This window comes from Streptomyces sp. NPDC104381, assembly GCF_055583745.1.
The window spans coordinates 101,884-117,520 of the sequence record NZ_JBVJNK010000002.1; the positions used below are offsets into that span (position 1 = coordinate 101,884).

The window sequence follows — 15,637 nt, forward strand, 5'->3', positions numbered from 1 at the left end:
GCCTGTGACGGCGGGGCGGCGAACGCTCAGGTCGCGCCGGCGCCGAGGCCCGCGACGACGAGCCGGAAGGCGCGGTCCGCCCGCGCCTTCGGATCGGTGTAGTTCTCCGTGGCCAGGGCGATTCCGACGACCAGGGTGAGCAGGTCGTCGACGGTGATGTCGGCCCGGACGGCCCGGTCCTCGACGGCCCTGCTCAGCAGGGAGGCGCCTGCAGCCCCGATGACCGCCGCGCAGGAGTCCTGGGTGGCGCCGTCCTGGAGGGGCTCGTAGGACAGGGCGTCCGCCAGGCCGCGCGCGGCGACCGAGTAGGCGAGGAGTTCACGCAGCCACTCCACCAGTGCGGTGCGGCTGTCGTGCTCGTCGTGGAGCGTACGGGCGCGCTCGCACAGGGCCTGGACACGCTGCTTGAAGACGGCGTCGAGCAGGGCTTTGCGGGTGGGGAAGTGGCGCCGCACGGTGGCCGATCCGACGCCTGCGACACGGGCGATCCGCTCCAGGGAGGCCTGGGCTCCCCGGGCCGCCACCTCCGCCTCGGCCACGGCGAGGATCTGCGCGTAGTTGCGGCGGGCGTCCGAGCGCTGGCCGGTCATGTTCTCCCCTGCGTTGATAAGTGGCGGGCCCCGCCGTATTGTAGCGAAACCTAAACGGCGGGCCCCGCCGTTTCTGTGCCGTGACCATCGAGGAGTTCACTCATGACCGCTGCCGCTTCACCGGTTCTCGTCACCGGTGCCACCGGCCGCCAGGGCGGCGCCACCGCCCGTGCGCTGCTCGCGGAGGGAACGCCGGTGCGCGCTCTGGTGCGTGACCCGGACACCCCCCGCGCACGGGCCGTCGAGGCACTCGGCGCCCGGTTGTGCGTCGGCGATCTCACCGAACCGTCGACCCTGGAAGCGGCCGTGGACGGCGTCCGGGCCGTCTTCTCCGTGCAGATGCCCGCCTACACCGGGAAGGGGTTCGACTTCGCCGGTGAGGTGCGCCAGGCGGAGAACCTCATGGCTGCCGCGAGGGCGGCCGGTGTGGAGCAGTTCGTCCAGTCCTCGACCAGCGGCGTGGGGCAGCACGTCGAGGCCCCGGGATGGGCCGAGGGCCGGTGGGCGGTCATGGAGGCCCCGCTCGGCACGAAGGCCGCGATCCAGGACCGGCTGCGCGAGACCGGCTTCCCGTACTGGACGTTGCTCAAGCCGTCGTTCTTCATGGAGAACTTCGAGCCGTCCATGCGCTTCTACTTCCCCAGGGGCGTCGAGGGCGGTCTGGTCACCGTCGTGAAACCGGGCACGCGACTGGCGCTCGTGGCGGCCGGGGACGTGGGCCGGGCCGCGGCGGCCGCCCTGTCGGCGCCCGCCGCGTTCCACCGGGTGGAGCTGGAACTCGCCGGCGACCACCTGACCATGACCGAGATCGCCGAGATCCTCTCCCGCGCCCTGGGGGTCCCGCTGTCGGCACCGGACATGACGGAGGAGCAGGCCCGCGCCGCCGGCATGGGGGACATGGGCGCCACACACGCGTTCATGGAGGCGTTCGGCCAGCCCGCCAGGCCGCGGTTCGCCCGTGAGCTGGGCCTCGATGTGACCCGCTTCGAGGAGTGGGCGCACGACCGTCTGCGGGCCACCGCCTGAGCGGCGCGTCCCAGGACCGGCCGGGCGGCCGTCCGCCCGCGCGGTGCGGCGTCAGAAGAAGACGCCGCACCTCAGCAGGACGTTGGCGTACGGCCTGGCCTCCCCCGTGCGTACGACCAGGCGTGCGGAGGCGGTGAGCGCCTTCAGCTGTTCGTGGGGGACGTGCGTGAGGCCGGGGAGGCCGGTCAGGAGGCGGGCGGCCTCCGGGTTGGCCTCGCGTATCTCCTCGGCCGCCGTCGCGCCCTCGACGACCAGTTCGTCCAGCAGTCCCTGCAGGACCTCGGCGAACGAGGGGACGCCCGCCCGGAAGGCCAGGTCGACCACCCGGGGGCCCGGCGGGACGGGCATGCCCACATCGCAGATCAGGACGCCGTCGCCGTGGCCGAGTTCGGCCAGTGCCCCGGCGAGGTGGCGGTTCAGGATCCCTGACTTCTTCACAGCGCGGCGACCTCCTCCGCGGTCGGGAAGGACGCCTGCGCGCCCTCCTTGGTGACGGCGGCCGCGCCGACCCGTACGGCGTACCCGGCCGCCTCGGTGAGGTCATCGCCCAGGCCGAGCCGCCAGGCGAGGGCGGCGGTGAACGCGTCGCCCGCGCCCGTGGTGTCCACGGCGTCGACCCGGGGGCTCGGCACCCGTACGGGGTCGCCGCCCCGGGTGTCCGAGACCAGCGCGCCGTCCGCGCCCAGGGTGATCACCACCGAGCGCGGGCCGAGGGCGGTGAGCCCCCGCGCCCAGGACTCCGGTGTGGAGCCCGCGCTCTCCCCGAGGATGAAGCGCGCCTCGTGCTCGTTGACGACCAGCGGGTCGCAGGCGGCCAGCACCTCGTCGGGCAGCGGCGCGGGCGGGGACGGGTTGAGGACCAGCCGCGTCCCCGGCGCGAGGGAGCGCGCCGTTTCCGCGACGGTGTCCAGCGGGATCTCCAGCTGTACGGAGACCACGCGGGCCGAGGCGAGAAGGGGCGCCGCGGCCCTGATGTCCCCGGGGGTCAGCCGGGCGTTGGCGCCCGGGGACACGACGATGCTGTTGTCCCCCGAGGGGTCGACGGTGATGAGGGCGACGCCGGTGGGCGCCCCTCCGACGAGGACCCCGCCGGTGTCGACCCCCGCGTCCTGCTGCGAGGCGCGCAGCAGCCGGCCGTGGGCGTCGTCGCCGACCCGGGCCAGCAGTGCCGTACGGGCACCGAGGCGGGCGGCGGCGACCGCCTGGTTGGCGCCCTTGCCGCCGGGGTGGACGACGAGGTCGGAGCCGAGCACCGTCTCCCCGGGTCCCGGGCGGCGGTCCACACCGACGACCAGGTCGGCGTTGGCCGAACCGACGACCAGGAGGTCGTGCGGGAAGGGTGCGGAGCCCTCGTTCTTCTGCATCGGGATGGCGCCTTTCGTGATCAGGAGAAGTCGGCGACGTTCTGCCGGGTGACGACCTTGACCGGCACCTTCACCATGTCGGCGATCTTCTTGCCGTCGGCGGCCTTGATCGCGTTCTGCACGGCGATCCTCCCCAGTTCCCCGGGCTGCTGGGCCACGGAGGCGTACAGGGTGCCCGCCTCGACCGCGGTGAGGCCGTCGGGGGTCCCGTCGAAGCCGACGACCGGGACGGACTTGCCGGCCTTGCTGCCCAGCGCCTTGACCGCGCCGAGCGCCATCTCGTCGTTCTCGGCGAAGACGCCGTTGATGCCGGGGTGGGACTGGAGCAGGTTGGTCATGACGTCCAGGCCCTTGGTGCGGTCGAAGTCGGCCGGCTGGGTCGCCACGACCTTGATCCCCGGGTACGCCTTGAGGCCCGCGGCGAAGCCGGCGCCGCGCTCACGGCTGGCGGAGGTGCCCGCGGTGCCCTGGAGGACGATGATGCTGCCCTTGCCGCCGAGCCGGTCGGCCAGGGTCTTCGCGGCGAGCTTGCCGCCCGCCACGTTGTCGGAGGCGACGAGCGTCGACGTCTTCGCCTTGTTGACACCGCGGTCGGCGGCGACGACCGGGATGCCGGCCTTGTTCGCGTTGCGGACGCCGGGGCCGACGGCGTCGGAGTCCACCGGGTTGACGATGACGGAGTCCACCCCGGAACTGGTGAAGTTCTCCAGCTGGTTGGCCTGTTGCGAGGCGTCGTTCTGGGCGTCGGTGACGGTCAGGTCGATGCCGGCCGCCTTCGCCTCCTTCTGCGCGCCCTCCTTCATCTGGACGAAGAAGGGGTTGTTCAGGGTGGAGAGCGACATGCCCACCTTGGTGGTGGTGCCGGAGGAACCGGACTTGAAGAAGGTCACGGCGGCGATGACGGCGGCCACGCAGACGACCGCGATGCCGACCTGCATCGCGCCCTTGCGGCCCTTCCCGGGTGATCCCGGTGCGGCGGAGGAACCGCCGGCGGACGCGGCACCGGAGCCGGCCTTGCGGCGCAGGGTGTCCAGCAGCACCGCGAGAGCGATGACGACACCGATGACGACCTGCTGCCAGAAGGCGGACACCGAGAGGAGGTTGAGGCCGTTGCGCAGCACGGCGAGGATCAGCGCGCCGATGAGGGTGCCGGACGCCTTGCCGACGCCGCCGGCGAGGCTGGCGCCGCCGATGACGACCGCGGCGATCGCGTCGAGCTCGTACCCCTGGGCCGCCTGCGGCTGCGCGGAGACGAGACGCGAGGCGAGGACGATGCCGGCCACGGCGGCGAAGAGACCGGAGAGGGCGTAGATGGCGAGCTTCTGCTTCTTGACGCGCAGTCCGGAGAGCCGGGCCGCCTCCTCGTTGCCCCCGATCGCGTACATGGAGCGGCCGATGTAGGTGCGGCCCAGGATGAGGGCCGCTATCAGGCCCATCGCGATCATCACGAGCACCGGGACGGGCAGCCAGCCGCCGAGCGTGTCACCGAGCACGGAGACGGAGTCGGGGAAGGGGATCGGCCGGCCCTGGGAGATGACCAGGGACAGGCCCCGGGCCACCGACAGCATGGCCAGGGTCGCGATGAACGAGGGCAGCTTGCCGTACGCGACGAGGGCGCCGCTGACGAAGCCGCAGGCGATGCCGGTGGCCACGGCGATGATGACCGCCAGCCAGACGGGTACCCCCGCCGAGGTCGCCGACCACGCGAGGACGGTGGCGGAGAGCGCGGCGACCGAGCCGACGGAGAGGTCGATGCCGGCCGAGACGATGACGAAGGTGACACCGAACGCGAGGATCGCGGTCACCGCGGCCTGGACACCGACGTTCAGCAGGTTCTGGGTGGTGAGGAAGTCGCCCGAGAGCAGCGACATCGCCACCAGGAGGACGACCAGGGCGCTGAGCGCGCCGTTGTCGAGCAGGAGGCGGCGGAGGGTGTGTCCGGCGCCGCCCGCGCCCGTCTTGCTCGGATGCGTGTCAGTGGCCACGGGGGCTCTCCTCTGCGTTCTCTGCGTGCTGGTCGGGGTCGATCACGGGGGCGCCGCTGACGGCGAGTGCCATCACGGCGTCCTGGGTGGCTTCGTGGGCGGGGAGCTCTCCGGCGATACGGCCCTGGGCCATGACCAGGACCCGGTCGCTCATGCCGAGGACCTCGGGCAGGTCGCTGGAGATCATCAGGACGGCGTGTCCGGAGGCCGTCAGCTCGTTGATGAGCTGGTAGATCTCGACCTTGGCGCCGACGTCGATGCCGCGTGTCGGCTCGTCGAGGATCAGCACCCGGGTGTCGGCCAGGAGCCACTTCCCGATGACGACCTTCTGCTGGTTGCCGCCGGACAGGGTGCGGACGTGCTGGCCGAGGCCCGCCATCCGTACGCCGAGCTGCTCGGCGATCCGGGCGGCGGCGGTGCGCTGCGCCTTGACGTCGACGAGCCCGGAGCGGGTCGCCGAACGGAGGGTGACCAGGCCGAGGTTCTCCTGGACGGAGGCGTCGAGCACGAGGCCCTGGCCCTTGCGGTCCTCGGGGACGAGCCCGATCCCGGCGCCCATGGCGGCGGTCACGTCGTGCTTGCCCAGCCGCTCGCCGCTCACCTCGACGGTCCCGGCGTCGTAGGGGTCCGCGCCGAAGACGGCGCGGGCGACCTCGGTGCGTCCGGCGCCGACGAGTCCGGCGAGACCGACGACCTCACCGGCCTTCACGTCGAAGCTGATGTCGTGGAACACCCCGTCGCGGGTGAGTCCCCGTACGGAGAGCAACGACGGTCCGGTCTCCGGGCGTTCGCGCGGATACTGCTGGTCGATGCTGCGGCCGACCATGAGCTGGACCAGTTCCGCCTCGGGCGTCGAGGCGGGCACCTGGTCGATGCTGCGGCCGTCGCGCAGGACGGTGACACGGTCCCCGAGGGCCGCGATCTCGTCGAGGTGGTGGGTGATGAAGACGACGCCGACGCCGTCGGCGCGCAGCTGCCGCACGATCCCGAAGAGCTTGTCGACCTCCTCGGAGGTGAGGACGGCGGTCGGCTCGTCCATGATCAGGACGCGTGCGTCCAGGCTCAGCGCCTTCGCGATCTCGACCATCTGCAGCCGGGCGATGCCCAGGTCACGGACCCTGACCCTGGGTGAGATGTGCAGGCCGACCCGGCGCAGCAGCACCTCGGCGTCGGCCTCCATGCGCCGGCGGTCGATCATGCCGAGGCGCCGGGGCTGGCGGCCGAGGAAGATGTTCTCGGCGACCGTCAGATCGGGGACGAGGTTGAACTCCTGGTAGATCGTGGCGATCCCGAGCTTCTCCGCGTCCTGCGCGCCGTGGATGCGCACTTCCTCGCCACCGGCGAAGATCCGGCCGCGGTCCGGGCGGTAGGCGCCGGAGAGCATCTTGATGAGGGTGCTCTTGCCCGCGCCGTTCTCACCGAGCAGGACGTGCACCTCTCCGCTGCGGAGGTCGAAGTCGACACTGTCCAGGGCGACGACGCCGGGGAAGGTCTTGCGTACGCCTTCGATGCGCAGCAACTCGACTGATTCGCTCACTCGTTGCTCCCGGGGGTGGAGGTGCGCTCGCCGCAGGAGCTGCGTACGACGAGGCGGGCGGGCAGGGTGACGGACTGCGGGGGGCGGCCTTCGACGATGTCGATCAGCGCGCGTACGGCGGCACGGCCGAGGTCGCCCGTGGGCTGGGCGATCGCGGTGATCGGCGGACCGGTGTGGACGAACCACGGGATGTCGTCGAAGGCCGCGATGCCGATGTCCTCGGGGACGCGCAGGCCGCGTGCGCGGATGGCGTCCAGGGCGCCGAGCGCCATGAGGTTGTCGGCGGCGAACACGATCTGGGGCGGGTCGGGCAGCGCCAGGAAGCGTTCGGTGGCGCGGCGGCCGCTGTCGGCCTGGAAGTCGCCCTGCCCGATGTAGGCGTCGGGGAGGGCGAGTCCATGGGCGCGCATCGCTTCGCGGAAGGCCTCGACGCGTTCGTTGCCGGTGGTGGTGGCGGCCGGTCCGGCGATGATGGCGAGCCGGCGGTGGCCGAGCGCGTACAGATGGGCGACCAGGTCCTGGATGGCCCGGTGGCCGTCGGCGCGTACGACGGGGATGTCCACCCCGGGGATCCAGCGGTCGACGAAGACCATCGGGGTCCCGGTGCGCGCGACGTCCAGCAGCAGCGGGGACTCGCCGTCGGCGGGCGACACCAGGAGTCCGTCGATCCTGCGGTCCAGGAGCGTACGGACGTGGTGGTCCTGCTGTTCGAGCCGCTCGTCGGCGTTGCCGATGATCACGCTGTAGCCGAGGCCGCGGGCCTCCTCCTCGACGGAGCGGGCCAGCGCGGTGAAGTACGGGTTGAGTACGTCGCTGATGACGAGGCCGAGCGTGCGGGTCTGGTCCGTGCGCAGCGAGCGGGCCACGGCGTTGGGCCGGTAGCCGAGGGCGTCGACGGCGGCGAGGACGCGTCTGCGTGCGTCCGGGCTGACGGAGGGATGGCTGTTGAGGACACGGGAGACCGTGGCGACAGAGACTCCTGCCTGGGCCGCGACATCCTTGATGCTCGCCATTTCCGGACCACCTCCTTGTGGTTTCCGTGAGCCTCGAAACCAGCGGAAGTAGCCGTGGAATCGATTACACGCATGATTGGAATCGATTACATGGCGGAAAACAACCCCACACCCGGGGGACGTGACCGGATCGTGATGCGTGGCCCGACGCGGCACGCAAAAAGACCCCAGATGAACTGGGGTCTTCGCTGGTGTCCGAGGGGGGACTTGAACCCCCACGCCCGATAAAGGGCACTAGCACCTCAAGCTAGCGCGTCTGCCATTCCGCCACCCGGACAAGGTGTCTGTCGTTCCGGGGTGTTCCCCGTGGCGACAAAGAAAACAATACCAGGGGTTTGGGGTGCCTCTCACCTGCGTTTCAGGTGGTCAGTGCGGTGCGGGCCCGGCCGGGACCCACCCGGCGCCGACACGCGTACGTTCCGTGACGTGCGGCGTACGCGGCGTGCTCCCGGGCTACCTTCCCGGACATGAGCGGCATGAACGGCAGGAGCGGCGGGAGCGGGAGCGAGTCCAGTGGCGGGAGCGGCGCGAGCGGTCCGCCCGGCGCGAGTGGCCCGCGTGGCACGGGTGCGCACGTCCCGCGACCGCCCCACGCCCTGGCCTCGCTGCGGGAGCGGCTGCGCGACACCTTCTGGTTCGCGCCGGCCGCGGGTCTCGTGGGCGCCGTCGTGCTGTGGCTGGTCCTCTCCGAACTGGACACGAGGATCGTCATGTACCTCCAGCGGGAGGAGGCGTACGAGGAGCTCGGCGACCTCCTCACGTTCGCGGGCGACGCCCGGACGATCGTCACCACGGTCAGTGCCGCGATGATGACGTTCATCGGTGTCGTGTTCAGCATCTCGCTGGTGGCCGTGCAGATGGCGAGCGGGCAGCTCACCCCGCGCGTCGTCCGGATCTTCGTACGGAGCAGGATCAGCAAGCTCACGCTGACCGTGTTCCTGGCGACCTTCGCGTTCTCCCTGCTGGTGCTGACCTCGTACGAGGGCGGCCCGGAACCCGATCCCCGCCGGGTGACGTCGGCGCCCCTGCTCCAGAGCCTGCTGACGCTCGGGCTGGTCGGGCTGAGTCTGCTGCTGTTCGTCGCCTATGTGTCGGCGACCCTGCGGCTGATGCAGGTCGGGCCCGTCCTGGACCACATCACCCGCGAGTCGCTCCGTTCCCTCGCGCGGCAGCCGGCGGGCACGGACGACGAACCCCCGCCGGGTGCCCGCACGGCGTACCTCGTGCACCGGGAGCACGCCGGGGTGCTGCGGGATGTGGCGGTGGGACGGCTCGTGCGGGCCGCACGCCGCGGGGGCGTCGTCCTGCGGCTGGTGCCCCGCGTCGGGGATTTCGTGGTCCCGGGCACGCCCGTGCTGACCGTGCACGGCGGGGACGCCCCGGCTGCCCGCGCCCTGCGGCGCACGCTCCGGGTGGGGGTCGAGCGCACCCTGTACCAGGACCCGGCTTTCGGTCTGCGGCAGTTGTCGGACATCGCGCTGCGCGCGCTCTCGTCCTCGGTGAACGACCCGACCACCGCGGTGCAGTGCCTGGACCGGATCGTGCAGTTCCTCGCCGTCGCCGTACGTCTGCCGCTGGGGCCCCTGCACCACCGTGACCGGCGGGGCGAGGTACGGCTGGTCCAGCCGGTGCCGGGGTGGACGGACCTGGTGGACCTCGCGTTCGAGGAGATCCGCTGGTGCGCCGCCGGGAACCCCCAGGTCACGCGGCGGCTGCTGGCCGGGCTCGACGATCTGCTGGGGCTGGCGTCCGAGGAGCGGACGCGGCCGCTGCTCCGGCACCGTGCGCTCCTGGTGGAAGCGGTGGAGCGCACGGTGCCGGAGGCGGCGGGGCGGGCGTTCGCGCTGCGCCCGGACCGTCAGGGGATCGGGTGAGACCGCCCCCCTGACGGCTTGCTCACGCGGCTCCGGTTTACAGGTATCCGCTGTAGATGAACCGGGCCCTGCTGGGCGTCCCGGGCGCGTCCGTGTCGAGATAGCCGGTGATCTCGTACCAGACGTTCCCCGCGGAGTTGATGCACTCGTAGTACAGGTGGACCGTCTTTCCGGCAGCGATGTAGCCGGTGACGGACGCGCTTCCTGCGGCTCCCGTGTGGACCGGGGTACGGGCGTTGGTCACTCCGCCCTTCCCGTATCCCTTGCAGGTGAGCGCGGCCTGCGTGCTCACCCCGCCGGGCGCGGCGAGGGTGTCGGCGGACGCGGCACCGGCCGACGGCGCGGCGGTGAGTACGGCCGAGGCGACCAGGACAGGCAGGGCGAGCGCCGCCCACGTCTTGGTTTTCTTCACGAAGTATTTCCTCACGGTGTGCGAGTTCGTCTTTCCCCTGACACGGCGCCGGTAGCGACCGGCGCCGTAGTACGAAGATCGTATGCGTGTTCCGTGACGACTTGAGGGAGCGTCACAGGTCCTTCAACGTCCCATCACATCGGCGGCATGAGGTGGTAGTCGGGGAAGTTGCCCGGCGGCCGCTCCCCCGGCGGGCCCTCGGTGACGGCCCGTACGAGCAGTTCGCCGCCGACGAAGGCGCCCCGCCAGGACGCCCCGAAGCCACCGAAGAGCTCCTCGCGGTCGCCCCGGGAACGCGGCTTGCCGTGGCCCGTCTTGAAGGCGCGGATCTGCGGGGCCAGGCGTGCGTACGTCGCCGGGTCGTCGGTCGAGAGGGTGGCGACCAGGGCTCCGTTCGACGCGTTCATGGCGGCGAGGAGTTCGGCCTCGGTGTCGACGAGGACGATCGTGTCGACCGGGCCGAAGGGTTCCGCGTGGTGGAGCGGGGAGGACGGGGGCGGGTTCAGGAGGGTGACGGGGTGGAGGTAGGCGCTGGTGTCCTGGCCGGGGAGGAAGCGGCCGTCCGCCGCCGATCCCCGGTGGAGGGGGACGGCCCCGCGGTCGATCGCCTCGGTGACCTGGTCGTGCAGTTCCTTGGCCTTGGTGGCGTTGATCAGGGGCCCGAAGTCCAGCTCGGGGAGCGGGTCCGAGGGGTGCTCCACCGCGAGGGGGTGGCCGGTGCGGAGAGAGCGTACGGCGGGGAGGTAGGCGGCCAGGAACTCCGCGAAGAGCGTGCGCTGGACGACGAAGCGGGGGTAGGCGGTGCAGCGCTGCTTGCCGTAGTCGAAGAGCTTCGGGATGACCGCGGTCAGGGACGGCCAGTCCGTGTGGTTCCAGATGCCCCAGGTGTTGAGGCCCTCCTGTTCGAGGATGTGCCGCTTGCCGAGGTCGGCGACGGCGGTGGCGATGCGGGCGCCGGTGTCCCTCCCGCCGACGAAGGAGACACAGCCGATCTCGGCCGACCGGACGAGCGGCTCGGAGAGTTCGCGGCCGCTGCCGCTGACGAGGGTGAGCGGGACGCCTTCGCGGGCGGCGAGCGCACAGGCGAGGGTGAGACAGGAGACGCCCCCGTCGGTGGGGGTCTTGGCGATGACGGCGTTCCCGGCCAGCGCCTGGACCAGCATCGCGTGGACCAGCACGGACATGGGGTAGTTCCAGCTGGCGATGTTGGAGACGGGGCCCGCGAGCGGGGTCCGGCCGGCGAGGAGGCGTTCGCTGTGGTCGACGTACCAGCGGACGCCGTCGATGGCCCGGTCCACATCGGCCTGCGCCAGGCGCCAGGGTTTTCCTATCTCCCAGACCAGGAGCAGGGCGAGGAGTTCGCGGTGCTCGGTGAGCGCGTCGAGGGTGGCCGATACGCGGGCGCGGCGTTCGGGGAGCGGGATGTGGCGCCAGGCGCGGTGCTGGTCGAGGGACGCCCGTACGGCCCGGCGGGCGGCCGGGGCGTCGAGGCGGGGCGGGCCGGTGAGGGGGGTGCCGTCGATGGGGCTGGTGGCGGGGAGGGTGCGGCCGTCCCGGTGCCAGGTGCCGGCCCAGAGGTTGCGGGCCCGGTCGTCGCCGAACGCCTCGGGGGCGGTGGTGAGGCAGCGGTGCCAGGCGTCGTGCCAGGCGGTGCCGGGTTTGAGGGCGGGGGTGTCGGTCTGCGCGGGTGTCTGGGGCATGGGGTCTCCGCTCTGGGTGCGTGGCGGGGATGCGGGGTGCGGGTGGGTGGCGCGGTGCGGGCGGGGGTGCGGGGGCGGGGGCGGGGTGGGCGCCTGCGGCGGGCCTGTTCCCCTGCCCGCCCCTTCCCGTAACCGGGGCTCCGCCCCGGACCCCGGTCCTCAAACGCCGGACGGGCTGGGAATGACGGGCTCGGGCGGGCGCTGTACGGGGGCGGAGCCGCGGGCTGAAAAGGATGGGCTCGGGTTCAGCCGCGCAGCCTGGCCTCCGCCAGGCGGGCCGTCTCCATGGGCGTTGCGCCGACCGCTACGCCCACCGCTTCCAGCGCCTGCTTCTTCGCCGCGGCCGTGCCGCTCGATCCCGAGACGATCGCCCCGGCGTGGCCCATCGTCTTGCCCTCGGGGGCGGTGAAGCCCGCGATGTAGCCGACCACCGGCTTGGTGATGTGCCGGGCGATGTGGGCGGCGGCGCGTTCCTCCGCGTCGCCGCCGATCTCGCCGATGAGGACGATCAGTTCGGTGTCCGGGTCGTTCTCGAACGCCGTCAGGCAGTCGATGTGCGTCGTGCCGATCACCGGGTCGCCGCCGATGCCCACCGCCGTCGAGAAGCCGGTCTCGCGGAGTTCGTGCATCAACTGGTAGGTGAGCGTGCCCGACTTGGAGACCAGGCCGATGGGGCCCGGCTTCGTCGCGATGTCGGCGGGGATGATGCCCGCGTTGGACTGCCCCGGGCTGATCACCCCGGGGCAGTTGGGCCCCAGGATGCGGGTGCCGCGCGCCCTGGCATGGGCGTGGAAGGCCACGGCGTCGTGGACCGGGATGCCCTCCGTGATGACCACGGCCAGGCCGATGCCCGCGTCCGCCGCCTCGACGACGGCGGCCCGGGCGAACGGCGGCGGGACGAAGACGACGCTGACGTCGGCGCCGGTGGCGTCCATGCCGTCGCGTACGGAGCCGAAGACCGGGACCGTACGGTCGTCGAGGTCCACGGTGCTGCCCGCCTTGCGGGGGTTGACGCCGCCGACGATCTGGGTGCCCGCCGCGAGCATCCGCCGGGTGTGCTTCATGCCCTCGGCGCCGGTCATCCCCTGGACGAGGACCTTGCTCTCCTTGCTGAGGAAGATGGCCATGATCAGTGCCCTCCCAGGGCGAGTCGGGCTGCTCGGTCGGCTGCGCCGTCCATCGTGGTGACCTGCTCGACCATCGGGTGCGCCCGGTCGTCGAGGATCGCCCGTCCGCGCGCCGCGTTGTTGCCGTCGAGACGGACGACCAGGGGTTTCGTCAGGCGGACGGAGCCGAGGGCCTGGACGATTCCGTCGGCGACCGCGTCGCAGGCGGTGATGCCGCCGAACACGTTGACGAAGACGGACTTCACCGACGGGTCGGAGAGGATGACCGTGAGCCCGTCGGCCATCACGCGGGCCGAGGCGCCTCCCCCGATGTCGAGGAAGTTGGCCGGTCGCGCGCCGCAGCCGGCGACCACGTCGAGGGTGGACATGACGAGTCCCGCGCCGTTGCCGATGATGCCGACCTCGCCGTCGAGCTTGACGTAGTTGAGTCCCTTGGCTGCGGCGGCCGCCTCCAGCGGGTCCCCGTGCGGGTCGGCGGTGTCCGCGCTCCGACGGGACCGGCGGAAGGCCGCGTTGTCGTCCAGGGTGACCTTTCCGTCCAGGGCGAGGATCCGGCCGTCCGTGGTGCGGACGAGCGGGTTGACCTCGACGAGCAGGGCGTCCTCCTCGGTGAGGACCTGCCACAGCGCCTGGAGTACGGGGGCGGTCTCCGGCGGGAGGGAGGCCGCCTCGGCGATCCGGGCCGCCTCGGCCTCGGTGACGCCCTCGGCCGGGTCGACGGGGATGCGGGCCACGGCCTCCGGACGGGTGGCGGCGACCTCCTCGATGTCCATGCCGCCCTCGGCCGACGCGATGGCGAGGAAGGTCCCGGCGGCCCGGTCCAGGACGTAACTGACGTAGAACTCCCTCTCGATGTCGACGGGCTGGGCCAGCATCACCGTCCGGACCGGATGCCCCTTGATGTCCATGCCGAGGATCTGCCGTGCGGTGAGGACGGCCGCGCCGGGGTCGGCGGCCACCTTCACGCCGCCCGCCTTTCCCCGTCCACCTACTGTGACCTGCGCCTTGACGACGACGCGGCCGCCGAGCCGTTCGGCCGCGGCATGGGCCGCGGACGGGTGGTCCACGACCTCGGCGTCCGGTACGGCGATGCCGTGATCCGCGAAGAGTTGCCTTGCCTGGTGCTCGTAGAGATCCATAGCCACTCCCGATCGTGCCGATTGTGAAAGTGCCGCACGCCCCCTGGACACCACCCACCGGATGCGGGATAACAAGCTTCATACAGTATTCGTCGACTGTATGCAATGTACCGCGAGAGCGGCGGAGCGGCTCCCGCACTCCCCTACGAAGGGACAGGACATCGCCATGCCCGAGGACAGCCAGGACACCCAGAACCTCATCTCCGGTGGGCACTTGGTCGCCAAGGCACTCAAGGCGGAGGGGGTGGAACGCATCTACACCCTCTGTGGCGGCCACATCATCGACATCTACGACGGCTGCGTCGACGAGGGCATCGACGTCGTCGACGTACGGCACGAGCAGGTGGCCGCCCACGCGGCCGACGGCTACGCCCGCATCACCGGGAAGCCGGGGTGCGCCGTCGTCACCGCGGGCCCCGGGACGACCGATGCCGTCACCGGGGTCGCCAACGCCTTCCGCGCGGAGTCACCGATGCTCCTGATAGGGGGTCAGGGCGCGCACAGCCAGCACAAGATGGGCTCGCTCCAGGACCTTCCGCACGTCGACATGATGACGCCGATCACCAAGTTCGCGGCCACTGTGCCGGACACCGCGCGGGCGGCGGACATGGTGTCGATGGCCTTCCGGGAGTGCTACCACGGGGCACCCGGCCCCTCGTTCCTGGAGATCCCGCGCGATGTGCTCGACGCGAAGGTCCCGGCGGACAGGGCCCGGGTCCCGGAGGAGGGGAGGTACCGGGCCTCGACCCGGGCGGGCGGCGACCCGGCCGACATCGAGAAGCTCGCCGATCTGCTGGTCCACGCCGACAAGCCCGCCATCCTGCTGGGCAGCCAGGTCTGGACGACACGCGCCACGGACTCCGCCACCGAGCTCGTCCGGACGCTCAACATCCCCGCGTACATGAACGGCGCGGGCCGCGGCACCCTGCCGCCCGGCGACCCGCACCACTTCCAGCTCTCGCGGCGCTACGCGTTCTCCAACGCCGACCTGATCGTGATCGTGGGGACGCCCTTCGACTTCCGGATGGGCTACGGCAAGCGGCTCTCCCCCACCGCCACCGTCGTCCAGATCGACCTCGACTACCGGACCGTGGGCAAGAACCGCGACGTCGACCTCGGGATCGTCGGGGACGCCTCGCTCGTCCTGAAGGCGGTCACGGAGGCGGCGAGCGGCCGGCTCAACGGGGGTTCGGTGAAGCGCAAGGCATGGCTGGACGAGCTGCGGGCCGCCGAGCAGACATCGATCGAGAAGCGCCTCCCCCAGCTGAAGTCGGACGCCTCGCCCATCCACCCCTACCGGCTGGTGAGCGAGATCAACGACTTCCTGACCGAGGACTCCCTCTACATAGGGGACGGCGGCGACATCGTCACCTTCTCCGGCCAGGTCGTCCAGCCCCGCACCCCGGGCCACTGGATGGACCCGGGCCCCCTCGGCACGCTCGGCGTCGGGGTGCCGTTCGTGCTCGCCGCCAAGCAGGCCAGGCCCGACAAGGAGGTGGTGGCGCTCTTCGGCGACGGGGCGTTCTCCCTCACCGGGTGGGACTTCGAGACGCTCGTCCGCTACAACCTGCCCTTCGTGGGCATCGTCGGCAACAACTCCTCGATGAACCAGATCCGTTACGGCCAGAAGGCCAAGTACGGCGACGAGCGCGAGCGGGTCGGCAACACCCTCGGCGACGTCCACTACGACAAGTTCGCCCAGATGCTCGGCGGTTACGGCGAAGAGGTGCGGGACCCCGCCGACATCGCCCCCGCGCTGCGCAGGGCCCGCGAGTCGGGGCTGCCCTCGCTGATCAACGTCTGGGTCGACCCGGACGCGTACGCCCCCGGAACGATGAACCAGACCATGTACAAGTAGAGGAGCCGTCGG

Annotated in this window: 13 protein-coding genes and 1 tRNA gene; 3 read left to right on the plus strand and 11 right to left on the minus strand. The window is 71.7% G+C overall.

All coding sequences use genetic code 11. The features are described 5' to 3' along the window. Positions 1–26 precede the first annotated feature (26 nt). Positions 27–590 (minus strand): TetR/AcrR family transcriptional regulator, encoded by a 564-nt coding sequence (locus tag ACZ607_RS05520; RefSeq protein ID WP_469732029.1) that lies wholly within the window; start codon positions 588–590, stop codon positions 27–29. A gap of 102 nt (positions 591–692) precedes the next feature. Between ACZ607_RS05520 and ACZ607_RS05525 the strand changes: the two genes are divergently transcribed. Continuing rightward, positions 693–1,616 (plus strand): NmrA family NAD(P)-binding protein, encoded by a 924-nt coding sequence (locus ACZ607_RS05525; RefSeq protein ID WP_469732031.1) that lies wholly within the window; start codon positions 693–695, stop codon positions 1,614–1,616. Positions 1,617–1,667: 51 nt separating this feature from the next. On the opposite strand, the gene rbsD is transcribed toward ACZ607_RS05525, so the two are convergent. The 6 genes from rbsD to ACZ607_RS05555 form a co-directional block, all read right to left on the minus strand. Beyond that, positions 1,668–2,054, minus strand: a complete 387-nt coding sequence (gene rbsD / locus ACZ607_RS05530) for a D-ribose pyranase (protein ID WP_469732033.1) — start codon at positions 2,052–2,054, stop codon at positions 1,668–1,670. Next, a complete protein-coding gene (locus ACZ607_RS05535; protein WP_469732035.1) occupies positions 2,051–2,980 on the minus strand; it encodes a ribokinase in 930 nt (309 codons plus the stop codon). The genes rbsD and ACZ607_RS05535 overlap by 4 nt, the downstream gene beginning before the upstream one ends. A gap of 20 nt (positions 2,981–3,000) precedes the next feature. After that, positions 3,001–4,965 (minus strand): ABC transporter permease/substrate-binding protein, encoded by a 1,965-nt coding sequence (locus ACZ607_RS05540; RefSeq protein ID WP_469732037.1) that lies wholly within the window; start codon positions 4,963–4,965, stop codon positions 3,001–3,003. Further along, entirely contained in the window at positions 4,955–6,502 is a 1,548-nt protein-coding gene (locus ACZ607_RS05545; protein ID WP_469732039.1) for a sugar ABC transporter ATP-binding protein, read from the minus strand. Before ACZ607_RS05545 ends, ACZ607_RS05540 begins: the two co-directional genes overlap by 11 nt. Further along, a complete protein-coding gene (locus ACZ607_RS05550) occupies positions 6,499–7,515 on the minus strand; it encodes a LacI family DNA-binding transcriptional regulator (RefSeq protein ID WP_469732041.1) in 1,017 nt (338 codons plus the stop codon). The genes ACZ607_RS05545 and ACZ607_RS05550 overlap by 4 nt, the downstream gene beginning before the upstream one ends. A 189-nt stretch (positions 7,516–7,704) precedes the next feature. After that, positions 7,705–7,792, minus strand: a tRNA-Leu gene (locus tag ACZ607_RS05555). Between the two features lie 199 nt (positions 7,793–7,991). On the opposite strand from ACZ607_RS05555, the gene ACZ607_RS05560 reads away from it, so the two are divergent. Continuing rightward, on the plus strand, positions 7,992–9,389 hold the full coding sequence (locus tag ACZ607_RS05560; protein ID WP_469733397.1) for a DUF2254 domain-containing protein: 1,398 nt from the start codon (positions 7,992–7,994) through the stop codon (positions 9,387–9,389). Positions 9,390–9,426: 37 nt separating this feature from the next. On the opposite strand, the gene ACZ607_RS05565 is transcribed toward ACZ607_RS05560, so the two are convergent. The 4 genes from ACZ607_RS05565 to sucC form a co-directional block, all read right to left on the minus strand. Further along, on the minus strand, positions 9,427–9,801 hold the full coding sequence (locus ACZ607_RS05565) for an SH3 domain-containing protein (RefSeq protein WP_469732043.1): 375 nt from the start codon (positions 9,799–9,801) through the stop codon (positions 9,427–9,429). Between the two features lie 134 nt (positions 9,802–9,935). Continuing rightward, the gene (locus ACZ607_RS05570; RefSeq protein WP_469732045.1) at positions 9,936–11,501 is read right to left on the minus strand and encodes an aldehyde dehydrogenase family protein; all 1,566 of its coding nucleotides are present in this window, start codon (positions 11,499–11,501) and stop codon (positions 9,936–9,938) included. A gap of 245 nt (positions 11,502–11,746) precedes the next feature. Continuing rightward, positions 11,747–12,628, minus strand: coding sequence for a succinate--CoA ligase subunit alpha (gene sucD, locus ACZ607_RS05575; RefSeq protein ID WP_469732047.1), 882 nt, complete (start codon positions 12,626–12,628; stop codon positions 11,747–11,749). Positions 12,629–12,630: 2 nt separating this feature from the next. Continuing rightward, positions 12,631–13,767, minus strand: a complete 1,137-nt coding sequence (sucC, locus tag ACZ607_RS05580; protein WP_469732049.1) for an ADP-forming succinate--CoA ligase subunit beta — start codon at positions 13,765–13,767, stop codon at positions 12,631–12,633. Positions 13,768–13,933: 166 nt separating this feature from the next. Here sucC and ACZ607_RS05585 point away from each other — a divergent pair, with 166 nt between their 5' ends. Next, complete coding sequence (locus ACZ607_RS05585; RefSeq protein ID WP_469732051.1) at positions 13,934–15,625, plus strand: thiamine pyrophosphate-binding protein; 1,692 nt, start codon at positions 13,934–13,936, stop codon at positions 15,623–15,625. Positions 15,626–15,637: the final 12 nt, after the last annotated feature.